16 protein-coding genes and 2 pseudogenes are annotated in these 23,192 nt (G+C 67.5%); 5 read left to right on the forward strand and 13 right to left on the reverse strand.

The window, feature by feature from the left end; all coding sequences use genetic code 11:
* Nucleotides 1-80 (reverse strand): annotated as a pseudogene (locus G6048_RS19460) (IS5/IS1182 family transposase); the annotation flags it as partial.
* Nucleotides 81-346: 266 nt separating this feature from the next.
* On the opposite strand from G6048_RS19460, the gene G6048_RS19465 reads away from it, so the two are divergent.
* On the forward strand, nucleotides 347-1,111 hold the full coding sequence (locus G6048_RS19465) for a response regulator transcription factor (RefSeq protein WP_165340836.1): 765 nt from the start codon (nucleotides 347-349) through the stop codon (nucleotides 1,109-1,111).
* 58 nt (nucleotides 1,112-1,169) lie between these two features.
* On the opposite strand, the gene G6048_RS19470 is transcribed toward G6048_RS19465, so the two are convergent.
* The gene (locus G6048_RS19470) at nucleotides 1,170-3,404 is read right to left on the reverse strand and encodes an ATP-binding cassette domain-containing protein (protein WP_165340837.1); all 2,235 of its coding nucleotides are present in this window, start codon (nucleotides 3,402-3,404) and stop codon (nucleotides 1,170-1,172) included.
* Nucleotides 3,405-3,670: 266 nt separating this feature from the next.
* On the opposite strand from G6048_RS19470, the gene G6048_RS19475 reads away from it, so the two are divergent.
* Nucleotides 3,671-4,408 carry a helix-turn-helix transcriptional regulator gene (locus tag G6048_RS19475; RefSeq protein WP_206341798.1) on the forward strand — a complete coding sequence of 246 codons (738 nt, stop codon included), beginning with the start codon at nucleotides 3,671-3,673 and terminating at the stop codon, nucleotides 4,406-4,408.
* Between the two features lie 29 nt (nucleotides 4,409-4,437).
* Here G6048_RS19475 and G6048_RS19480 read toward each other — a convergent pair whose 3' ends face one another.
* The 10 genes from G6048_RS19480 to G6048_RS49655 all read right to left on the reverse strand — a co-directional run bounded on the left by G6048_RS19480 (nucleotide 4,438) and on the right by G6048_RS49655 (nucleotide 17,112).
* Nucleotides 4,438-5,880, reverse strand: a complete 1,443-nt coding sequence (locus G6048_RS19480; protein WP_165340838.1) for a flavin monoamine oxidase family protein — start codon at nucleotides 5,878-5,880, stop codon at nucleotides 4,438-4,440.
* 52 nt (nucleotides 5,881-5,932) lie between these two features.
* Entirely contained in the window at nucleotides 5,933-7,111 is a 1,179-nt protein-coding gene (locus tag G6048_RS19485; RefSeq protein ID WP_165340839.1) for an MFS transporter, read from the reverse strand.
* A 26-nt stretch (nucleotides 7,112-7,137) separates the two neighbouring features.
* Nucleotides 7,138-7,902, reverse strand: coding sequence for a VOC family protein (locus tag G6048_RS19490; RefSeq protein ID WP_165340840.1), 765 nt, complete (start codon nucleotides 7,900-7,902; stop codon nucleotides 7,138-7,140).
* A 74-nt stretch (nucleotides 7,903-7,976) separates the two neighbouring features.
* Nucleotides 7,977-9,845, reverse strand: coding sequence for an asparagine synthase (glutamine-hydrolyzing) (asnB, locus tag G6048_RS19495; RefSeq protein WP_165340841.1), 1,869 nt, complete (start codon nucleotides 9,843-9,845; stop codon nucleotides 7,977-7,979).
* A 78-nt stretch (nucleotides 9,846-9,923) separates the two neighbouring features.
* The gene (locus G6048_RS19500) at nucleotides 9,924-11,117 is read right to left on the reverse strand and encodes a cytochrome P450 (RefSeq protein WP_328826393.1); all 1,194 of its coding nucleotides are present in this window, start codon (nucleotides 11,115-11,117) and stop codon (nucleotides 9,924-9,926) included.
* Between the two features lie 129 nt (nucleotides 11,118-11,246).
* A complete protein-coding gene (locus tag G6048_RS19505; protein WP_328826395.1) occupies nucleotides 11,247-12,305 on the reverse strand; it encodes a class I SAM-dependent methyltransferase in 1,059 nt (352 codons plus the stop codon).
* Nucleotides 12,306-12,343: 38 nt separating this feature from the next.
* A complete protein-coding gene (locus G6048_RS19510) occupies nucleotides 12,344-14,143 on the reverse strand; it encodes a gamma-glutamyltransferase family protein (protein WP_165340842.1) in 1,800 nt (599 codons plus the stop codon).
* A 63-nt stretch (nucleotides 14,144-14,206) separates the two neighbouring features.
* Nucleotides 14,207-15,697: an FAD-binding protein gene (locus G6048_RS19515; RefSeq protein ID WP_165340843.1), complete on the reverse strand. Its 1,491-nt coding sequence runs from the start codon at nucleotides 15,695-15,697 to the stop codon at nucleotides 14,207-14,209.
* Between the two features lie 318 nt (nucleotides 15,698-16,015).
* Complete coding sequence (locus G6048_RS49650; RefSeq protein ID WP_328826398.1) at nucleotides 16,016-16,609, reverse strand: ISAs1 family transposase; 594 nt, start codon at nucleotides 16,607-16,609, stop codon at nucleotides 16,016-16,018.
* The gene (locus tag G6048_RS49655) at nucleotides 16,525-17,112 is read right to left on the reverse strand and encodes a transposase family protein (protein WP_328826400.1); all 588 of its coding nucleotides are present in this window, start codon (nucleotides 17,110-17,112) and stop codon (nucleotides 16,525-16,527) included. Before G6048_RS49655 ends, G6048_RS49650 begins: the two co-directional genes overlap by 85 nt.
* Nucleotides 17,113-17,888: 776 nt before the next feature.
* Between G6048_RS49655 and G6048_RS19525 the strand changes: the two genes are divergently transcribed.
* The 3 genes from G6048_RS19525 to G6048_RS19535 all read left to right on the forward strand — a co-directional run bounded on the left by G6048_RS19525 (nucleotide 17,889) and on the right by G6048_RS19535 (nucleotide 21,635).
* Entirely contained in the window at nucleotides 17,889-19,646 is a 1,758-nt protein-coding gene (locus tag G6048_RS19525; RefSeq protein ID WP_235990043.1) for a B12-binding domain-containing radical SAM protein, read from the forward strand.
* Between the two features lie 184 nt (nucleotides 19,647-19,830).
* A complete protein-coding gene (locus G6048_RS19530) occupies nucleotides 19,831-20,070 on the forward strand; it encodes an acyl carrier protein (RefSeq protein ID WP_165340844.1) in 240 nt (79 codons plus the stop codon).
* Nucleotides 20,067-21,635, forward strand: a complete 1,569-nt coding sequence (locus G6048_RS19535) for a class I adenylate-forming enzyme family protein (RefSeq protein ID WP_165340845.1) — start codon at nucleotides 20,067-20,069, stop codon at nucleotides 21,633-21,635. Before G6048_RS19530 ends, G6048_RS19535 begins: the two co-directional genes overlap by 4 nt.
* Before the next feature lie 564 nt (nucleotides 21,636-22,199).
* Here G6048_RS19535 and G6048_RS19540 read toward each other — a convergent pair.
* Nucleotides 22,200-22,472 (reverse strand): annotated as a pseudogene (locus G6048_RS19540) (ABC transporter ATP-binding protein); the annotation flags it as partial.
* Between the last annotated feature and the right edge of the window lie 720 nt (nucleotides 22,473-23,192).

Consider the following 23,192-nt stretch of genomic DNA (forward strand, 5'->3'; position numbering starts at 1 on the left):
AGCTTGCCGAACTGACGAGGGCTCAGCCCGGTGAACGGGGCTATCCAGGACGGCTCCGACGCCGTGATCACACCAGACACGACAAGATCATCTCACCCGTGACCAGCACTTACGGGACAGCCCTTAGCTTCCGGGTTCGGTATGTAACCCGGCGTTCCCCTCACGTTATGACCATCGTGCGGATGTTGAGAGTTTCATAGTGATTCATCGCTGCCATGACGAGCCTGGCAGCGGGGCAAGCGCATCGGCCGAAACGGGATCGTTCGCAATCCGCTGCGCGGGGTACGTGCCATGATGCCGCGATCATCGCGTGCCACGAATGCGATTTCAAAGGCGCCGTCACGTCATGATCGCATCGACAAGACAGGAGCAAGCATTGATCGACCAAGAAGTGCGCTTACTGGTCGTCGCGGATTGCGAAGCCGTGGAGGCGATGATCAAGGACCTTGAACGCCACGGTTTCGGGACCGAAGCGGCTGCGACGGGTGCAGAAGCAATGGTCGCCGTACACGACGTCGACGTAGTGCTCATAGATCTTGACCTCAAGGTCTTTGACGGACTCACGCTGTGCAAGAGAATCCGCGAGGCCAGTCACGTCCCGATGATCGCTTTCTCTTCCAAGGGCGAGTCCGACCGGGTGCTGGCCCTGGAAATAGGGTGTGACGACTGCATCGTGAAGCCTTATCCCAGTCGCGAGCTCATGGCGCGTCTTGAAGCGCTGCTGCGGAGGGTACGGGCCAAACCCCAACCGTTACTGGTCGCTGACCAACTGGAGATCGATCCCAATCTGCGAGAGGTCCGGGTCGGTGGCGAAATCATCGGACTGACCCGCACGGAGTTCGAGATCCTCCACCTGCTCGCGGGCGAGCCGGGGAAGATCTTCTCCCGGTCCGAGCTGCTGCGGCGCGTGTGGGCCTACGACAACACGGACCCGGAAGTGACGTCGCTGGCCAGCCGGACGATCGACACGCACCTGAGCAGCATCCGCAAGAAGCTCGGTTCCCCGCAGTGGATCGTCACGGTGCGCGGGATCGGCTTCAGGTTCGGCAATGAGACGGTATCGGGAGAGTTGAGGACGGGAGAGTTGAGGACGGGTGAGTTGGACGGGTGAGTAGAAGACCCTTTCTGCGGGCCGTGCAGTGGTCCCGGGCGGTGCCATGGCGACGGGATCAGACGGTTTCGTGCAGCGCCTCGGCGGTGGCCGTGGAAGTGATGCCGGCGACGGGCCCCTGATAGAGGATCTGCCCGCCGTGCTTTCCGGGTCCGGGGCCGAGGTCGATGATCCAGTCGGCCTGTCGGATAACGTCGAGGTTGTGCTCGATCAGCACGACGGTGTGACCGTGGTCCACCAGGCTGTCGAGGTGGCTCAGCAGGGTGTCGATGTCGCGTAGGTGCAGGCCTGTAGTGGGCTCGTCGAGGATGTAGAGGGTCGGGTCGATGGAGTCCCGGAGCTCCTTGGCGATCTTCACGCGCTGGCATTCACCTCCGGAGAGCGACGTGAGGGGCTGGCCGAGTCGGAGGTAGCCCAGGCCGACCTCGTCGAGGTGGCGCAGCGCCTTGGTGACCGTGCGATCGGAGAGCCGGTCGATGGCGTCGGTGACCGTGAGGTCGTCGATGTCGGCGATGGACAGCCCGTCGACCCGGTACTCCAGGACCTCGGGCGTGAACCGGCGCCCCTGGCAGGCCTCGCAGACCGTTTCCTGATCCTCCATGAACGCCAGGTCGGTGGCGACGGTCCCGAGGCCCTTGCATTGGGGGCAGGCGCCCTCGGAGTTGGCGCTGAACAGGCCGGCTGGGACCTGGTTGTGGCGTGCGAAAACCTTACGGATGGGGGTCGCTATCCCGGTGTAGGTGATGGGGGTCGAGCGGCGGTTGGTGCTGACCTGTTTCTGGTCGATCACGACCGCGTCGTGCTGGGCGACGAGTTCGCTCGCGAGACTGGATTTCCCGGAGCCGGCCACGCCGGTGAGCACGGTTGTCACGCCCGTCGGAATGTCCACGGTCACGTTCTTGAGGTTGTTGCGCGTGGCGTCGGCCACGGTGATGTGTCCTCGCGGCGTCCGCGGATCGTCCTTGATGGGCCGACGCTGTGACAGCGCCGCCGTCGTGGCGGTGCCGGCCGTGCCGAGGCCACGGAAGCTGCCCTGGTAGACGAGTGTTCCGCCGTGCGCGCCCGCGAGGGGCCCGACCTCGATGATCTGGTCGGCGATGGCCATGACGGCGGGGTCGTGCTCGACCACGAGGACGCTGTTGCCCTTGTCCCGGAGCTGCTTGAGCAGCTCGGTCATGGAGGAGATGTCGTGGGGGTGCAGTCCGACGGTGGGTTCGTCGAATACGTAGAGCATCTCGGTGAGGCTGCTGCCCAGGTGCTTGACGGTCTTGATCCGCTGGGACTCGCCGCCCGAGAGCGTCGTGGTGGCGCGGCCGAGGTGGAGGTAGCCGAGCCCGATGGTGATCATCGCCTGGAGTCGTTCTGTAAGCGCGGCCACCACCGGTGCCACGGTTGCGTCACTCACGCCCGTCACCAGCTCCGCGAGCTCATCGACCTCCATCCGCGCCATCTCGCCGATGGTGTGGCCGAGCACCGTGGCCGCCCGACTCGCCTTGTTGAGACGGTCCCCGCAGCAGTCCGGGCACACCTTGGAACGGGTGAACTTGGCGAGGGTTTCCTTCTTGCGGTCGTTCATGTCGTCGGAGGTGCGCAGGTAGATGCGCTCGAACCGCTCGACGACACCCTGGTAGCCCTTGGGAAGCCGGTCCGCCAGCGACCCGGCGGACCCGATGCCGTACAGCAGCGCGTCCCGCTCGGTCCGGCTCCAGTGGCGCAGCGGCTTGTCGACGTCGAAGACGCCGATGTCGGCGAAGTTCGTGTACCAGTAACCGCTGACGGCGAACCCGGGCAGCAGGACGGCGCCCTCGCGCAGCGACCTGTCCAGGTCGATGAAACGGTCGACGGCGCTGGCCATGACCTCGCCGATGCCGGAGCAGGTGGGGCACATGCCGGCCGGGTCGTTGAAGGAGAAGTGGCTGGACTCGCCGACGTGCGGTGTGCTCACCCGGGAGAACAGCAGCCTGAGATAGGTCCAGGTGTCCGTGATCGTGCCGACCGTGGAGCGGGCGTTCCCGCCCAGGCGCCGCTGGTCGATCACCACCACCGGGGAGAGCCCCCCGATCTCGCCGACCTCGGGGCGCGTCCACTTCGGCAGCCGATTGCGGAGGTAGGGCGGGAACGTCTCGTGCAGCTGGTAGCTCGCCTCCGCAGCGATTGTGTCGAACACCAGCGACGACTTGCCCGAGCCCGACACGCCGACGAAGACCACGACTTGTGAGCGGGGCACGTCCACGTCGAGGTCTTGCAGGTTGTGGGTACGGGCTCGCCTGATCCGGATCCTTCGGTTGGACATGTTCAGGACCGTACCGCCAGATGTGGACGGTAAGTGGCCGCGACTGTCTGCGACGATGCGGTCATGGCCGACGTCAGGCATCGCCTCCTCGCTCCGCTAGTCGTGCTGGAGTCGGGCAAGACGTTCACGGGTGAGGAGCCGGCGGCCCGGCTGGACGTCGCCCACGCACCCTGCGGCGCGACATCAACCGGCTCTGCGGCTAGGGATATTCGGTCAAGACGCAGCCGGGCCCGGGCGGCTACTACCGGCTCACGGCCGAACGGACCATGCCCCCGCTGCTGCTCGACGACGACGCCATCGCGACCCTGCTGGGCCTGGCCGCCTTCGGCGCGACCGGCAACGCGCGCGAGGGCAGCGTCGACGACGCGGCGATCCGCGCCTACGGCAAGGTCGATCAGTACCTGCCCAAACGGCTGCGCCCCCGCTTGACCGCGCTGCGCACTGGACTGGAGACCACGCCGACGCCGGGCATCAGCGCCCAGACGATGAGCACGCTCGCCGAAGCGATCACGCACGAGCGCGTCGTGACGTTCCACTACGTCGGCGCGAACGGGACGGCCACCTCGCGCAGGGTCGAGACCTATCGCCAGATCCACCTGCTCCTGAAGTGGTACCTGCTGGGACGGGACACCGGCAAGGAGGACTGGCGCGTGTTCCGCATCGACCGCGTCAGTGAACTCCAGGCGCAGAGCAGGATGTTCGCACCGCGCGCGCTGCCGACGGGGACCGGAGTCGACTGCCTCCGCCAGGGCGTCAACAGAAACCGGCAGCGTGTGGTGGTGACGATCGACGCCCCGATGACGCAGGTGGCGGACGCGTTCGGGCATGAGGACATCGACCTCACGGTGGCCGCCGAAGGCGGGATGCACGCCGTCCTCATGCTCGACTTCTGGCAGTGGCTCCGGCCGCGTCTGGCCTTCCTCGACGCCGACTTCTGCGTCGAGGAGTCCGCGGAGTTCCGCGAGGTGTTGCGGCGGTTCGGTGCCCACCTGGGCCGTCAGTGACCGGCCCGCCGTCCCGACGGCACGCGACATCACGAGCCCGACAGTTCGAGGAGAACCCGGACGGCGGACTCCAGCGCGTAGTTCATGGACCCTCCATTGGGCTCGTAGGAGGTGTGCTCGCCGGCGAAGTGGATCCGTCCCTCCGGGCGCCGTGCGGGTTCCATCAACGCGTGGTGGCCCAGCTCCGGGAGCACGTACGCGCCCCCTATATGCCGCTCGTTGTCCCAGGAGAAGGACGTGCCGAGCTCGAAGTTCGCGCGCGTGCCGGGCAGAAGCGGCTCGACCTCGTCGAGCGCGAAATCGACGCGCTCCTCCGGGCCCATGCTTGCCACCGCCTGAGCGGACCAACCACTGAACCAGCACTCGAGAATCTTCCGCCCCGCCGGCCGCAGCGGCATGGCGTCACGCACGGCGCGGACCGGGCCGTCGGTGGACAGCATCAGCTGCTTCTCCGGCCAGAACTGCCTGCGCATCTGGAGGAAGACGCGAGTGGCCGACGTGTACCGCATCCGGCGCATGGTCGCGTGCTTCTCCGGGGACAGCCGGGCCATCCCCAGGTTGATGTGCCGCATGCCCACGAAGGGCGCGGTGACGATGACGCGGTCCGCGGTGAGCGTCTGGAGCCGGTTGCGGTCCAGGAAGGTCACCCGCACCTCGTGGTCGTCCTGCGTGATCCGCACCACGGGCGCCCGGTAGAGGACATGATCCGCGACCTTGTCGGCCAGGGCCCGGGCCAGCATGTCCGTACCGCCCTTGATCTTGCGCCACTCGGCACCCGCCGCTGACAGGGACCACGGGCCCGACTCGTAGCGTGCCCACGCCATGGCCGACGCGGTTCCCAGCTCGTTCCCGCGCATCTCCAGGAAGTACGGCTCGATCAGGCTGATCGCGGCGGCGGAGGCGCCCCGGGCCTCAAGCACCTCGCGCACCGAGAGTTGGTCGAGCTCCAGCAGCCGCGGCGACGGGCCCCAGAGCGGCGCCAGGATCTCCGGGCCGATGTCCTTGTTCGGCTTCGTGACGTACCTGGCCACCATCTCCTCGATGGTCAGGTCCCGCTCGTCCGGGTGCAGGCCCAGGAGGTCGGCGTGGTCCGCTGTCTGGTCCGGCCGGATGCGCGTGCCCTCGCGGCAGTACGAGAAGTCCGTGCCGACGAGGTCGCTCGGTTCGGTCTCGACCCCCATCTCGCGCAGATAGTGCACGGTGTAGTCGTCGCACTGGGTCGACACCGTCAGTGCGCCGGCCTCGGCTTGGAGACCGTCGGCGAACGGGGCGCGCAGGGTCCTGGTCCGGCCACCCGGATGGCCGGACGCCTCCAGCACCGTGACGCGCGTGCCCCGCTTGGTCAGCTCGTACGCGGCGCAGAGGCCAGCCAGACCCGCACCCACGATGACGACGTGACCGATGCCGCTGTGGGGCGGCGGGAGGCCGTTGTCGAGGGCGGTCCGTGTGTCTTGCTGAGTCGGCCAGGACACTGTTCTCCCTTTCGTCGGGGTCACCGGGGCATGGGGGTGGACGGCATGCGGCTCATGGCGTCACGCGGACTTCCTGGCGTCCTTCGTGGCGAGCCCCGGTGCGCTTTCGGAAATCGGGGGTGAGGGTGAGCAGCCCGAGGAAGGCCATGACCGCGCCGCTCCACAGCGGCGCGGACAGACCGTGCCCGGCGCTGATCCCGAGGCCGCCGAGCCAGGGGCCGATGGCCACACCGACGTTGATCGCGGACCCGTTGAGGGAGTTCACCAGAGTGCCGTTGTTGGACAATGCCATGACGCGGGTGGCCATCGCCGGGTTGAGCGGCAGCCCGATCAGGCCGAGAAGGACGGTGGCGACGATCACCGGCACCTGGTGGGTGAGCGTCAGCGCGAAGCCGGCCAGCACGAGGGTCAGCGCGGTGAGCCCGCCGACGAGTATCGGCTTGGTGTAGCGGTCCGCGTACCGCCCCACGACGGCGTTGCCCACCACGGTCGCCAGGCCGTACACGGCGAACAGCACGGGAACGGTCGACCGCGAGAAGCCGCCGGCATCGGTGAAGATCGGCGACAGGTAGGTGAAGCCGGTCACGGCCGCCCCGATGACGAGGGCGTTGGTCGCATACGCGCCCCACAGCCGTCCGCTGCGCAGAGCCGGGATCTCCGTGGGCAGGTCGAGCGTCTGGGTCTCTCCGCGGGCCGGGACCTTCAGCACGACCGCGACGATGCACACGAGGGCCAGGGCGCCGACGATCCAGAAGCTCGCCCGCCACCCGAGGTGCTGCTCGATGAGCGACGCGGCGGGCAGGCTGACGACCTGGGCGATGGTGAGGCCGCCGTAGAGGACCGACATCGCCCGGCCGCGGTGCTCGGCGCCGACGAGCTGCACGCAGACCGCGGCGGCCACGCCGAAGAACGCGGACGCGGCCAGCGCCGTTACCACGCGTGCCACCGCGAGCACCCAGTAGCTCGGGGCGAGTGCGGCGATCATCTGGCCGATGACGAAGACGACGAGCAGCCAGATCAGTGACCGCTTCGGTGGAAGCTCGCGCATCGCGATGGTCAGGGACGGGCCGCCGACGACCATCCCCACGGCGAAGATCGAGATCAGGTACCCGACCGCGGCGACGGAGACGCCGAACTCGGACGCGATCCCGGGGATCAGCCCGGCCACCATGATCTCGGTGGTGTTGAGTGTGAAGATCGCGACACCCAGCACGTACACGGCAAAAGGCATGACTATGTCTCTTCCACGAACCGGCTTCACTCGGCCGACGGCAGGGCGAACGTGCTCCACCGGTTGCCGAAGGGATCGAGGAACTGTCCGACCACCACTCCGTTCGCATCCGAGACGGGACCCATCACCCGGCGTCCTCCAGCCGCCTCGGCGCGCTCCAGCACAGCCGGGACGTCGGCGACGCGCACCCCGGGGATCGCGTAGTCGGCCATGCCGTCGAGAACGCCGCCGATCTCACTGGACGCCCCGGGCGGCACAACGCCGTAGTACGCCACGCTTTCGACCGCCTTGTCGCGTTCGGTGGTCCAGCCGAACGCCTTCTTGTAGAACTCCTGCGTCGTGACGAGGTCGGTGGTCCCGATCTCGAAGAACCCCATGGCGTTCAGCACGGGGGCGGCGTCGCGAGCAGCGGCCGGATCCCGCCGCGCGGCGGGCTCGAACAGCCCGAGCCGGTTGCCCCGCACGTCGATGACCACCGCGTGGATGTCGCCCGCGGGCGTGCGCTCGGGCTGCTCGGCGAGCGCCGCGCCGAGCGGCTCCAGGCGGCGGACCTCCGCCGCCGCGTCGGAGCAGATGACGCTGATGCACAGGGTGTCCCGGCCGCCGCCGCGCAGCGCCCCCATGCTCGTTGCGGCACCGGGTGCGGTGATCGTGCGGTACGTGTCGTCGCTGCCGAACGAGTTGAAACTCCAGCCGAAGAGCTCCTGGTAGAACTGCCGGCTGCGGGACGGGTCGGTGGCGGTGATCTCGAACCAGCCCACCATGGCCGGGTGGGAGTCCGACGTGCTCATCAGCACTCCTTGCTTGTCGGATGATGCTTGCCGGATGGCGTTTCGGGCGCGGGGGGAACCCGTGGCCCGGGGGCTCAGCCCGTCAGGTCGAGGCTCACGTCGCAGGACTGAAGCCAGAAGTTGAGCCGCACGGGGGTTTCGTCCTGGAGCGCGCGCTTGGCCATCGACGACGGCGCGTCGGGCGATGCGTCGAGCGCCTCGTGCATCGCGTCCCGGTCCAACAGCGGCAGCGCCGGGGAGTTCGGTTCCGCGACGATGCTCTTCAGTTCTTGGAGTATCGCGCGGTCGTAGCCTGCGTCCAGGGTGGACGGATACGGGGCCTTGCGGCGCTCCACGATCGAGCGGGGGAGGAGATCCCTGGTCGCCGCGCGCAGCAGGCTCTTCTCGCGGCCGTCGAAGGTCTTGAGCGACCAGGGCACGTTGAAGACGTACTCGACCAGGCGGTGGTCGAGGAACGGGAGGCGCTCCTCGACGCCGTTGGCCATGCTGAGCCGGTCCTTGCGGTCCAGGCAGATGGGCATGAACCGGGTCAGGTTCAGATAGGTCGCGGTCCTCATCCGCCGCTCCATGCCAGTCTCGCCCGGCAGATGCGGAACCTCGGCGAGGGCCGTCCGGTACTGATCGGCGATGTACTCCGAAAGCCTCAGCTCCTTGACCAGATCGCGGTCGAGGAACGCGGTGGACTGCTCCTCGACCGTCTTCTCTTGGAGCCCGTGCCACGGGAAGGTGTCCGCGTGCACCGCCCGCTGGTCGTGGAACCACAACAGTCCGCCGAAGGACTCGTCGGCGCCCTCGCCGGACAGGACGACGGAGCACTCGTCGCGGATCGCCCGGAACAGCAGGTAGATCGAGGGGCCGTGGTCCCCGATGCCGTAGGGCAAGTCCAGGGCCTTCCACGTCGCGCTCAGGACGTGCGGGGCGGCGAGGTCGGGGGTGTCCAGGACGATGTCCCGGTGGTCGGTCCCGGCGTGCCGTGCCAGCTCCGCCACGAAGGGCGCGTCCGGGGCCGCGCGTTGCGGCTCCGGCTTGAAGTTCTCGACCTGGCCGACGAAGTCCACGGAGAAGCTCCGGAGGCGTTGCTTCCGGGTGGGGTCGAGGATGCTCTGTCCAAGGGCGGTCAGCGCGCTGGAGTCCAGCCCTCCGGAGAGCAGGGTGCACAGCGGGACGTCCGCCACCATCTGCCGGGCGACGATGTCTTCCAGCAGGTCACGTACCGTCCGGATGGTCGTCGGCTGGTCGTCGGTGTGCTCCCGGGACTGCAGTTCCCAGTACTTCTCCTCGGAGCGGTGTCCCTTGCGGACCCGGAGAAGATGGCCGGGCCGTACCTCGTGCATGCCCTTCAGGGGTGTCTGGGCCGGAACGCGGAGGAAGGAGAGGAGATCTCGCAGCCCGTCCAGCGACAGCACGGCCTTGCTCTCCGGGTGGGCGAGGATCGCCTTGGGCTCGGATCCGAACAGCAAGCCGTTGCCGGTCGGGTAGTAGAAGAGCGGTTTCATGCCCAGGCGGTCCCGGTACAGCAGCGCCTCGTCGGTACGAGCGTCGAAGATCGCGAAGGCGAACATTCCGTTCAGCCGCTGCACGAAGTCCGGTCCCCACTCAAGGTAGGCCCGGAGCACCACCTCGGTGTCGCACCGGGTCCGGAACGGGTGACCGAGCGCCTTGAGTTCCTCGCGGAGGTCGAGGAAGTTGAACACCTCGCCTGTGTAGCTGATCGCGGCCAGCGGCCTTCCGTCGGGTGTCGTCTCCGGCGTGACCATGGGTTGAGCGCCGTTGCCGGGATCCATCACCCCCTTGCGCCGGTGGCCCAGGGCCACGTGGGGGCTCAGCCATATGCCCTCGCCGTCCGGCCCGCGCGGGGCCAGGGTGTCCACCATCTTCTGGAGGACCTGGCCCTCGGTGGTGAGATCGCGGTAGTAGTCGATCCAGCCGGTGGTTCCGCACATCGCGTTCTCCTTTGACGTACGCGCAATGAACTCGGAGATATTCGGTCGCCGACGGACGCCCGTCGGACATCGCAGGCGTCAGGTGACGCGGATCGGCAGGCGCTCCAGGCCCCGAATGATGTTGTTCGGGGCGCGGACGGGCTCACCGGCGAGGTCGATCTTCTCGACCCGTGAGGCGAGCGCGTTGAAGAGGGCGTGCGCTTCCATCGTGGCCAGCACCCGCCCGGGGCAGTTGTGGACGCCGAAGCCGAAGGCAACGCTGTCCGAAGGGTTCCGGCTCACGCGGAAGCGGTCGGGGTCGGGGTAGTGGCGCTCGTCCCGGTTGGCCGAGCCGTAGGAGAGCACCACCCTGGACCCCGCGGGGATCGTCACGCCGTCGAGGTCCACGTTGCACGTGGTCACACGCGTGAAGGACTGTATCGGCGCCTCCATGCGCAGGCCTTCGAGAAAGGCGCCGGGGACGGTCGTGGGGTCCTGGCGGACTTTGGCCCACTCGTCCGGGTTCCGCGCCAGCAGCCACAGAGTGCTGGAGATACCCGCGATGGTCGTGTCCACCCCGGCGCATGCGTAGGCGCTCATCGTCATCAACGCCTCGTTCTCGGTGATATCGCCGCGGCCGACCGCTTCCCAGACGATCTGGCCGAAGCTGTCGGGGAGCAGTTTCTCGGGCGTCGCCTTGGTGGTGAGGTACTGCGCGAGCGCCTGTACGTCGGGCAGCGATGAGGCCTGGTGGTCGCTGTAAGGGCCCATGTAGTTGAACGCGCCGAGGGCCCAGTCGAGGATCTCCTCGCGTTGTTCGTCGCGGGGGAACCCGATGAGGTCGAGCACGATGCCCACCGGCAGCGTGCGCGCGAAGTCCGTGACACCGTCGAACTCCCCCCGCTGTACGAGGTCGTCGACGAGCTGACCGGCGAGTTGCTCAAGGCCGTCGGCGACCTTGCGCACGTACTTCGGTCGGAGGGCGTCGGTGAAGACCGTGCGGACCTCGCGCTGCCGCGGCGGGTCCATGCCCAGGAGCGACCCTTCCATGGCTTCGTTCGTGGTCGGGTTCATCGCGATGCCCTCGGCTGAGCTGAACCGCTCCCAGTCGACGAGCGCCGGGCGGACGTGTTCGTAGCGGAAGAGACCGTAGATGTCGTACTCGCTCAGATAGACGGCGGGACCGAGGCCGCGCAATGCCGCGTAGTGGGGGTAGGGGTCCATCAGCGCCGTGGTGGAGAAGAGTTCTACGTCGCTCTCGGGTATCGAGCTCGACGTCTTTGCTGTGGTCACGTCTGGATCCCTCCAGAGGGTGTGAGTGTTGATCCGGGGTCGTGCGCGCAGGGGGCAGGGCAGGACCACCGCCGCGGCCGTGTCGCCCCGTCTCGCCGACTGCCGCGGCGGTTGCGTGCGGCGTCGGCCTCAGCTCGGTGGCGCCACGAGGTCGTAGAAGCAGATCCGGGGGCCGGCGCCCGGCCGTGTGTAGACCTGGCGGCACTCAAGGCGGGACTTCTCGAAGACGTCGAACCAGGCGGACCGGTCGCGGGGGAGCCCCTGTCCGCTCAGCACGTGGATCAGGAAGAAGTCGTCGTCGTTCTCCCGGCCGTCGAAGCGCAGCTCCGGCTCCCCGACCAGGAGGATCTTCAGATGGGGGAACCTCGCCGAGATCTCGTCCAGCAGGTCCACGACGGCCTGCTCGCCGTGCCGGAAGTGCTCGTGGAGCGCGCTCATCATGCACAGGCCGTCAGCCTCGGCGCAGACGGCCGGCCAGGTCTCGGGCGCGAAGGCGTCCCCGACGACGAACTCGACCCGGTCGGCCACCCCGGACCGCCTGGCCAGGTCATTCGCCCAGGCGATGGCGTCGGGGGAGTTGTCGATGCCGATGCCGGTCAGCGACGGGTCGCGCAGGCAGGCGTCCACGATCAGTTGCCCGCCGCCGCAGCCGACGTCGAGCACGCGCCGGACCTCGCGTCCCCGCATGGCCCGCAGCACGGCCGGGGTGTGGAAGAAGGAGAACAGTGTGGCGCAGTGCGCTCCGAGCGCTGCGCCGTCGCGGACGACGTCCTTGCCGTAGATGGCCTCACCGGTGAGCAACTCTCCGATCCGGCTGGTGACTTGGCCGTAGGCCTCGACGTAGACCCCGAGCCGGGCCAGTGAGACATCGGTCGTGAGGCACTCCCCGAGCTGGGTCAGGAAGTACTCCTCACCACGGGTTTCGAGGATGCCCCGGCCAGTTAGGTAGCGCAGGAAGCCGGTTCCGATGTCCGGGTCGAGCCCGGCCAGCAGGCCGTTTCCGGGCTGCCGCGGTCCGCTGCGCAACCGCTCCAGCAGAGGGGTGGCGGACAGCGCGTGCACCGCATGGCAGACGTGCATGGCGCTGATCATCTCCGGCAGGTCGGACAGCGTGAACTTCTGCCATTCCCGCCGCTGTTCCGCGTCCTGCAGTTCGACGATCGGCGGCGTGCTGTTGGTGAGCGTCACGGGCCCTCGTCCTCTCACGGGTCGGTCGGTGTCGGTTGCTAGGTGCACACGGCGTAGGCGTGCCTGCCGCGGGGGCTGGCGGCCGCACGGACGAACTCCCCGTCCGGGGTGAACCCGGCCGTGCAGATCCGTCCGAGCGAGTAGGCCGGCACGAGTTCCACTTCGTGGCCGCGCCTGCGGAGCGCCTCGACCGTTTCCGGATCGCAGGTCTCCTCGGCGACCAGCACCCCGGGGCGGTACGCGTGCGGGGTGAACGACGCGGGGACCTGGTCGGTGTGGAAGACGGTGGTCTCGGTCGACTGCTGGAGATCGAGCCCGAATTCGACCGCGTTGAGGAAGAACTGCAGCGTCCATTGGTCCTGCCGGTCGCCACCCGGTGTGCCGAAGGCGAGGAACGGACGTCCCTCCCGGAGCACGAGGGTGGGACTGAGGGTCGTTCGCGGCCGTTTGCCGGGCTCCAGCGAATTCGGGTGACCCTCCACGAGGTACATGGACTGACCGCGGGTGCCGAGCGGGAAACCGAGACTGCCGATGGCCGGCGAGCTCTTCATCCATCCGCCGCTGGGCGTCGCCGCCACCATGTTGCCGTGCCGGTCGGCCACGGTGACCGTGCACGTGTCGGCCTTCGCGGTCGTGGCCCGGAGAATCGTCGGAAGCCCGTTGCGCAGTTGGGACATCAGCTCCGAGTCGGGCTCGGCGTCGTCCTGTGTGGGCAGGGGCGGGATGAACGGTGTGCGGCCGTCGGGGGCCCCCGGCCGGAGGGCCAGTGCGGCTGAGTCCCCGACCATGGCGCGTCGCCGCAGGGTGTAGTCCTCGCCGAGCAGGGTGTCCAGCGGTACGTCGGTGAAGGCGGGGTCGCCGTACCATGCCTCCCGATCGGACATCGCGAGCTTCGTGCACTCCACCATGGTGTGGAGGTAGTCGGCACTGCCCTGCCCCATCTCCCGCAGGTCGAATCCCTCCAGCAGCGCGAGTTGCTGGAGGAACACCGGACCCTGTGACCAGGGGCCGGGCTTGAAGACCCGGTACGGGCCGTACGCACGGCTCGGCGCGGTCGCCACGGTCGGCTCCCAGCGGGCGAGGTCCTCGCCCGTCAGCAGCCCACTGTTCCGCCGGCCGGTCGCGTCGAGCATGGGCCCGGACGCGAGGAAGTCGGAGATCTCCTGCGCCACGAAGCCCTGGTAGAAGGTGTGATGGGCGGCCTCGATCTGGGCTTCGCGGTCTGAGGAGGCGGACTCGGCGGTCTTGAGCAGGCGTTGGTAGGTCTGGGCGAGCGTGGGGTTGCGGAATCGGCTGCCGGCGGCGGGGGAGGGGCCGCTGGTCAGGTAGGTTTCGCCGGATCCGGGCCACTCGTCGCGGAACAGCGGGGCGAGTGTGGAGATGGCCAGCGCGGTCTCGGGAAGCAGGGGGAAGCCCTTCTCCGCGTAGCCGATCGCTGGTGCGAGGACGTCGGCGAGACGCATGGTCCCGAACTCGCGGAGCAGCCGCATCCATCCACCGAACGCGCCCGGCACGCAGGCGGGCAGGAGCCCGGAGCCCGGGATGCTGCTCAAGCCGAGCCGGCCGAACGCGTCGATGCTCGCGGCCTGGGGCATCGGGCCCTGGCCGCAGATCTCCTGGACGTCGTCGCGTCCGGCCCGGTGCGCCACGAGGGACACGTCCCCGCCGGGGCCGTTGAAGTGCGGTTCCACCACCTGAAGGACGAATCCGGCGGCGACAGCGGCGTCGAAGGCGTTGCCGCCGCTGGTGAGGATGCGCATGGCCGCGGAGGACGCGAGCCAATGGGTGCTGGCGACGGCACCGACGGAACCGTGGAGTTCCGGCTTGGACGGCAGCATGCGGCTACTCCCAACTGCTTCGATATTGACGTGGAGGCCGCGAAGCAACGGCCTCGGCCGGGTTCAGCTCTTTTCGGGCAAGTCCCTGGGGAAGATGCCCGGCCCTGTTCCGAGGAGGGCATCGGGGTCGTAGCGGTCCTTCGCCGCGTGGAAGGCGGGCCACGTGTCACCGAAGTGCGTGCGCCAGTCCTGCGCTGTGAACCGCACCGAGCCGATCGGGTAGAGCACCGCGCCGTAGTGGTCGCGTGCCCGGGCGAACCAACGGTCGTTGCGGTCGAGCATCTCCTCGACGAATCCCGGATCGGTCTCAGGGGAATCGGCGGTGGTGTTGACGTCGACGACGTACACCCACGGCGAGTCGTCCGGCTCCGGCCGCGGTGGGTGCGGCCTCGTCAGGTGCGAGCGCCGCTGCGGGTAGATGAGGCTGATTCCGTACGGCCCGATGTCGCGCTCGGTGAGTGTCGGGTGCACCTCGGCGACGTAGTTCTCCACAGCGTTGCCGGGCAGCCACACGTCGTACCACGGCTTGGTCAGCCGGTCCCAGCCGACGGTGTCCCGCCACTGGTCGACCATGCGGTCGATCGTGAAGACGTAGTCGAGGTAGGAGCTGTCGTCGATACTCGGCGTAGAGGTCAGCCCTGTGAGGGCCTCCTCGTCGCGGGGCGGGTCGGCGGGGTCGTAGAGGATGGTCGCGTACAGCTGGTGGGTCGGCTCGGCTCCCGGCGGCTGGAGCGTCGCGTAGACGTGGTCGATGCACGGCCGTTCGATGAGTGTGCGCATGTCGCTGAAGAACGCGGCGTTGTCGGTGTAGCCCAACAGGTAGGTCCGGGCACGCTCCTTCGCCGGCACGAGTTCGACGACGGCCTTGGTGATCACGCCGCACTGGCCGAGGCCCCCGAGGACCGCGTCGAACAGATCGGCCTTGTGGTCGGCGGAACAGCGCTCGATGTCGCCGGTCCCGGTCACGACCTCGAGCTCGCGCACGTGGTCGCCCTGGAGTCCGGTGCGCAGCGCGCCGACGAGCCCGCCGAGCCCGCCGACCGAGAGCGTGCCTCCCACGCTCAGCGAGGTGTATGCGGTGATCACCGGCGGCGTCCGTCGCGGGGTGCTCTCGAACGCGGCGTTGACCAGGTCCTTCCAGGCCACGCCCGCGTCGACCTCGGCGATGTCGGGACCGATCGAGTGGATCCGGTCCAGGGAGCGGGTGTCGATGAGCAGGCCGTCGGAGAGGGTCTGACCGAGGGTCGTGCTCGCGCGCCCCCGGACGGAGACCGTGATCCCGTGCGCACGGCAGAAGCGGATCATCGTGGCGACATCCCGTGCCGAGCGCGGCCGGAGCACCGCACAGGGTGTGCTCGTGGTGATGTTGCCCAGGTCGGTGGCGCAGGCCTGCCGGGACGCCCCGTCGGTCAAGAGCTCGCCGTCCAGCGCGGGGACGGTCTCGAACGAGGGGTCCGTCCCGCTCGTCGTGCTGTCCTGGGCGGTGCCCCAAAGCCGCTCGGCCGGGTCGTATCCCATGATTGCGGCGTTCCCGGGGGAATCCGAGCGGGTCATTGCCTCATCTCCTGACGTGCGATATCGGTTCGGTTCCTGAGCATTTCCAGTGATGAATAGGGCGTCATATCCGCCTCGGAATTATCATCAGGAACGTCAACTTCCCCGGTAACTGCCTCGGTGGAATTCGTTCCTTGTCCGCCGTAGTAGCGTAGCGTGGCTTGCCGCTGGAGATCAGAAGGAATTTCTAAAGTTGCTGTCAGAGCTTTCTTAAGTTGCATATCGGCCGCGTGTGGCGCCTCATTTCCGGTGGTCAGCGCGATCGGCCCCGGGTGCCCAGTGCCAGGGCGGCGTCGTTCAGGGGTATGGCCGGGTTGATCATGCGATGCCAAGGGAGATGAGCGGGCGGTTGGTGTCGCGGGCGTGGTGGCGGAGTCCGGCAGCGATGTTGGTGTGGTCGGCGAGTCGGAGTGCGCCGATGGCCAGGTTGCGCAGGGATGCCATGGCGCGTGGTGCGGTGCCGGTGCGCACACGGGAGGCATCCTCGGCGTATGTGGTGTCCCTGGCGTGGTGGGTCTTGTTCTCGATGCCCCAGTGGTCGCGGACGCGCTGCGCGACCTCGGTCGCGTCGGCCTGTTCCGCCGTCAGGTCGGTGACGCCGTAGACGCGTTCCAGGGTGACCTTGCCGGTCGTGATGATCCGGCGGCGGCGCACGATCTGCACGGCCTGCTCTGCGTGTGGGAACGAGATCCCGGTGACGGCGGCGGCCTTGAACCGACGGATCTCGTCGCGGCCGTGCGCGGTGGCCCGGGTCTTGTCCAGGAGCGGCACCTCCCGCCACGGCAGGGCCTTCAGCCACCGGTGCGGGGTGGGCTGGTTGCCCTTGATCAGCGCGATGTAGTGGGCGTGCTTGTCCTCGACGACGTAGCGTGCGTGCCCGGTCTGCGAGTGGAGCGCGTCGAACGTGACCACCGTGCCGTGCAGGTCGAGCGGCGCGAGCAGGGCCGGAAGACGGTGATCTCGTTGGTCTTGCCGTCCACCTCGCGCTGTGCGGTGACCAGGCCGGTCCTGGTCATCGCGGCGAGCAGGTGGACCTGGGTGCCGTCGGCGCGGCGGGCACCGCGCACGGTCTTGCCGTCCACCGCCAGGCAGTGCGGGGGCCCCTCTCCGTCTGCCGCCTCCTTGGCGGCGGTGCGCTCGCGCCGGGCGAGCCAGCTGCCGACGGCCGTATCCAGCGCGTCGCCGTCGATGCGCTGGAGGACGCGGCGCACGGTGGCCACGGCCGGGGTGACGGGGCCGCGGTCAGGTTCCCGGCACGGGCCACCGAGCCGGGCCGGGACGGCGGGCGGGGCGTCGGCGGCCCACTCCGCGATCGCGGCCAGGGACTTCGCTCCGGCCAGGACCGCGCAGGCGGCCCGGGACAGGACGAAGGCGAGCGGGTGGCGCCGGCCCTGACATCGGCGGGGGGCGGGCACCTGAGCCAGGCGGGTCAGCAGGCTGGGAAGGTCATTGGGCGCGGCCGGTGCGGCGTCGGTGTGTTGGCCCAGAGGGCCCGGGATGGGCGAGGATGAGCGGGCAGGCACGGTCTTCCGTCGTGGTGATCAGGGACTCGACACCTCATGATCACCGGGAGCCGTGCCTGCCTCCGCATCGGCCCCAGGCGACCATCCCGCAGCCCTCCCCCGACTCCTGAAGCCTCATCAACCCGGCCACACCACCTGAACGACGCCGCCCAGTGCTCAGTGCCCGTGTGCAGAACCAGTCAGCTTGCCCTGCCTCCCGGACGACGGCCGCCTGGTGGTTCCGTGCAGATCAGCAAGACATTCGCTCGAAACATCGTGGGGCAATGGTCACCCGACAGCGACTTAAAACTCTTAAGACTGTCTTGAGAATCCTCTGATTGCCCTGGCGCCGTCAGTTGTGGAGACTTTCTAGTGCTGGCTGGTCGTCCCCGTCCAATTGGGGATCGGACACACTGACTCGCTTAGTGGCGGGAGCGATACGCCGGTCGAAATCTTCGTGACGATGACGACGTCGCGTCGAGCGATGTCGCAGCCGATGCCGCCGCTGTCAGGGTGAGGGCAGCCAACCGCAGGCCACATCCCGCCTGATGCGCGCGGCCGCCTCGTTGGGGCTGTGTGAGCCCCGAGAGCGAGCGACGCTTCTCTCTCACCGGCCGAGGCCGACTGCTGCGCTCGGATGTGCCCGGCTCAATCTTGCAGGGCGAACTGTGGACCATGGGAGGGTATGAATGACTATCACGGATCAGCCGTCAACCTCGCGACTCGAGGCCGACCTCTTCCTATTGCATGCGCCCAGCGTCTACGACTTCCGCGAGCGCGACGACATGTTGTTCGCCTATCTGAGCGACAGCGACAGCGTCAATGTCACCTCGGTCTACGAGATTTACCCAATCGGCTGGTTCTCGATAAAACAGCGGCTGGCCGACTCCGGGTTCGACACGAAGATCGTGAATGTCGCCTCGTTAATGCTCATGCATCCTGAAATGGATGTCAAACAACTGATCTCCCGCTTCGAGGCACCGATCTTCGGGTTCGACCTGCATTGGATGGCGCACTGTCACGGCTCGGTCGAACTCGCGGCCCTCGTGAAAGAAGTGCACCCCGAAGCTCTCACCATCTTCGGCGGCATCTCGGCGACCTACTACGCCAAAGAACTGATCGAGTACCCGAGCGTCGACGTGGTCGTTCAGGGTTACGACACCCTCGACCCGGTCACTGAGCTGGTCACCAGGGTCCGGCAGGGCAACAGGGACTTTCGCTCCATTCCGAACCTGCTGTACAAGGTCGACGGCGAAGTCCAATCCACCGGCTTCTCGCACACGCCGGACAGCAACTACAACAACGTGCGCAACGACTGGTCTTATTACCGCGAGGCGGCCGACGGAGGGCCGTCAGCGTCCAAGCTCATCATGACCTTACCCAACACCGGCTGCGCGCACGACTGCGGCTGGTGCGGCGGGTCACGGTTCGCCTACCGCAACATCATGGGCGTTAAAAGGACTCTGGTGCAGAAGGACAACGACCTCGTCGTCGAAGAGCTCCGCACCATGCGAGAGGCGGCGAAGAACACCTCGATATACGCGCTCCAGTGTTATTCCGAGAACCGAACGCGGATGCACCAGTATCTGGACGCCGTGAAAGAACTCGGATACAAGAGCGTCCACTTCGAGCAGTTCAGCCTGACGCCACCCGATGTTCTCAAAAAGATGGGCGAGTCCACAGATTCCTATATCATGCTCTCCCCGGAGTCCCACGACCTGAAGATCAGCAAGGCGGCCGGTCGCGGGAACTACACCATGAAGCAGATGGAGGAATGGATTCCCCGCGCCCTGGATGCCGGCGTGAAAGGCATCATGATCTGGTTCTTCATCGGCATGCCATACCAGGACCGACAGTCGGTGATGGACACGATCGCGTACTCCGAGCGACTCATCCGCAAGTTCGGAGGGTGGGGCGCCCTTCCGCTCATTTGCCCGATGGTGCCGTTCCTGGACCCGGGGTCCCAGTTCTTCGAAGAACCGGAAAAGCACGGTTACCGTATCCACCACCGCACACTCGAAGAACACCGCCAGGCCATGGTCGAGCCACTGTGGCATCGGCGACTGAACTACGATACGAACTGGCTTGACAGGCGCCAGCTTCAGGACGTCTCCTACGAGGCGATCACCCGCCTGGTGGAGATCAAGGGTGAGTACGGGGTGCTCCCGTCCGGTTTCTGCAACGCCGTTCTCGGGACTATTGAGGAGACCCGGGAGCTGCTCGGGGAAATGGAACGAGCACTGCTGCTCGACAAGAAGCTGCCGGCCGAACTCCGGGACGAGATTCGTAACTACAACCGCAAGGTCCTGGCCTATACGAACGACCAGATCATGCCGGTTCCCCGGCCGCTCGGCGGCCGGTGGTTCGATGATGCCACCGTCCCGCCACAGATGATCGAGGACATTCTGACATCGTCGGCTGCCTCGTCTCCGGTCCGCGGAGCATAAATGAACTCACCGCCGCATATCCAGGGCGAATCAGCTGACCGTCTCCGGCCATTCCTTGAGCATTGGCCGGGCGGACAGCGCAGGTACGGTGATGCCGGCCAGGAGCTGAGCCGGCCGTCGTGTCCGCGCCCAGACTGTCGCCACCACACTCCGATGGCAAATCGGTGAAGCAGAGGAGGATGTCGTGTTAACCGACCGGGATGTGCAGGAGCTGGTGGCAAGGGTCCTGGAGATCGACGTTGCCGATGTCGGGATCGATAAATCATTTTATGTGGATCTCGAGATGGACTCGCTCCACAAAGCGGAATTCATCGTGGCGCTGGAGCGTGCCTGCGGCGCGGAGTTCACCCCGGCGGATGCCGCAGAGATGGACAGTGTCGGTGACGTGATGCGGCTGCTTCGCGACCAGCAGCGGGTGCCATGAAGGCCACCACCGGAATTGCGAACCCGGTCGAGTTGCTGCTACTCGGCCATGCCGGCGACCGGCGCTGCGGCGTGGACCGCCGGGTCGGTGAGGTCACCTACGCCGACATGCGGGGTGCCGTGACGCAATACGCCGGGCGCCTGCGGGCTGCGGGGGTGCGGCCGGGCTGCCGTGCGGTCGTCGTCTCCGACGACTGCATCGCAGCGATCACCTCCGTACTCGCCTTGTGGTGGCACGGGTGCGTACCCATCGTGCTGCACCCGACGCTCCGGCCTGCGGAGATCGGCTTCATCGTGCGGGACAGCGAGGCGGAGTTCGCCGAGCTGAACGTCACCCCCGAGCACGAGGCGGCCCTGCGGGCCGAGCTGGGCGAGATCGACACGGAAAGGCGGGCGGCCGGGCGCGTCGGGTTGCTCACCGAACTCGGCCCCAACAGCGTGGACCAGTCCACGCTCCCGCCGGCCGCCTTCCGCGAAACCGATGAGCTGCTGGTTCAGTACACCTCCGGCAGCACCGGCAGGCCCCGGGGCGTACGGCACTGCCTGCGGGCGGTGAACGCGATTCTGCGCGGCGTCGGCAGCATGCTGGAGCTCACTCCGGACGACGTCGTGCTGTCCACGGCAAAACTGTCGTTCGGATACGGATTCGGGAACTCGCTGCTGTACCCGTACGCCGCGGGCGCGAGCTCGGTGCTGCTCGACGGTCAGGCGGACCCCTACAACGTGGCGGCGGCGCTCGACGAATACCGGCCGACCGTGCTGTTCGCCGTGCCTCGGCTCTACGACGGCCTGCTCCATCTCTCGGAACAGGGCAAGGCGATCGAGACCGGTTCGCTGCGACTGGCTGTGGCCGCCGGGGAGCATCTGCCAGGTCAACTGGCCACCCGTATCACCGAAGCGTTCAACGTGCCCCTGATCAATGGGTTCGGCGCGACCGAGGTCCTGCACATGGTCGTGGCGGCTGCCGTGGGGCAGGGCCGGGCCCCCGGTCCCGGATCGATCGGTTTCCCGGTTCCCGAGGTGACCGCGACCATTCGCGACGACGCGGGCCGGCCGCTCGGCGACGAGATCCCCGGCCGGCTTCACATCACTACGGAGTCGGCCGCGCTCGGCTACCTCAACCGGCCCGAGGACACCGCCCGCGTGTTCGCCGATGGCGGCGTCTACACAGGTGACATCGCGTTCCGCGCGACCAGCGGCGACATCTGCCACGTCGGCCGCGCCGACGACATGCTCCTGCTCGGCGGACACAAGATCGCGCCTGCCGAGATCGAGCGCGTGGTCCGAGGAATCGCCGAGGTCGCTGATTGCGCGGTCGTGGGCAGCACGGATCCCAACGGGCTCGAACAAGCCACGGTGTATGTCGTGGCGCGGGACCCGGCCCACCCGGACAAGGTCCGTAAGGCGGTCAGATCGGCACTGCGCACCAGCCTGGCACCGTACAAGAGGCCGTCCCGGGTCGAGATCATCGACGAACTCCCTGTCACCGCCAACGGCAAGCTGGCCCGCTTCCGCCTCCGCCGCCAGCTTGGCGGCCCCGTCGACAGTCCGGAGGGCAGGACATGAGCTGGGAGATCATCGGGATGAGCGCGGTATGCGCTCTGGGGGGACACTGTCGCCGGTATCCACGGCGCATTGTGTTCCGGACAGTCCGGCCTGGTACCGATCTCGACGTTCGACGCGTCCCGGTACCGCGCGGAGGCGGCGTATGAAGTGCCGGACCGGGTGCGCCCTGGTGTGGATGAACCGCTCCGGGCCACACGCTGGCTCGTCCGCGTGGTCCGGGAGGCCCTGACCGACGCGGGCCTGCCAGAACCAGAGCCCGGGCTGCCGGTACTGGTCGGGACCACGCACCGGGAGATGCGGACCGCCGAACTCTGGTGGCAGCACGACGGCCCCCTCATTGCGCAACTTCTGATAGCCGGAACTACCAGCATCTTCGGGCTTCATCGCGCTGTGCCTCCGGTCTGCGTCGGCCAGGTGAAGTCGGAGGACGGCGGGACAGGAGGGACCACGGTGTTCCTTACGGTCTTGGGGAGTTGGCTCAAGCAGGGCAAGCGGGAGGTGCCTGGGCCAGGCGGTCGGAAGTACGGGCGGTGGGCCGCCCACGGATGGGGCGGCACCCATGGGTCATCGATCCTGGGACAGTGCGAGCAGCCGGGCGAAGGTGCCGTTGGCGGCGGCGAGGTCCTCGTAGCGGCCCTGTTCGGTGATCCGGCCCTCCTCCATCACGATGATCGAGTCGGCAACACGCGTGTTCTCCAGCCGGTGCGTCACAACGACCGTGATGCGGTCCGCGGCCATCGCCTTGAGCGTTTCGAACGCCCGGTGCTCGCCTTCCGGATCGACCTGCGAGGTGGGCTCGTCCATGATCAACAGATCCGGGAGCCGGTACAGGCCACGGGGAAGTCGTGCGCAAACAACCTTACGATTCCGCATAGGTATTCGATTCCTCCCTGGCTTCGACATAGCGGAGAACTTCTTCCGCGCTGTGAAACCGTTGCGCCCTGTGAACGGGGGTTGGGTTGTACCCGTCCTCTTTGAGGAGTGGGCGCAGTTCCACGAGTGCGTTGCCGATGGTTCGAGGGCTCACTTTTGAAGAGGTCAGCGATTACCGGCCGGGTGGTGACCTGGCGCATGGCGAGAATCGCGGCAAGAACGCGGCCCTCGTCGGTGATCTTCCTGTAGATGACTGCGCCCGGGTCCTTCTTCAGCTCTGCTCCGCGTCGGTTGTGTCGCATCTCTTGGAGCCGGGCCTGGTATCGAGTAGCCAAGCGCGTGGTGATGGCATCAAGTTCGGCATGGGTCATACCCGTGATGGCAGGATGCCGCAGTGCTTCTTGAGGATCGATTTCCTGGAGGGAGCCGGCAGAGGCGACAAAGTCCCGAACAGCTTGCGTGGTGGTAAGCCTGAGATCGATGGCGCGCACTGTGTGGTTGTGTTCTGCCAGGAGGGCTCGGGTCTCACGCATGGGTTTCTGGGGGCCGCTTCGAGTTACTCCGAGGAGGTCTTGGAGAACGGGCATCGTGCAGATCCCACGGAGATGGACGAGCGTGGCCACAATCCGGGCTGTTGGCGTGATCACTGTCATCCCGCCCGCCCCTTTCGCACGTCGTCGTTTC

The sequence above is a fragment of the Streptomyces ureilyticus genome, from assembly GCF_011045025.1.
GTDB classification, from domain to species: domain Bacteria; phylum Actinomycetota; class Actinomycetes; order Streptomycetales; family Streptomycetaceae; genus Streptomyces; species Streptomyces ureilyticus.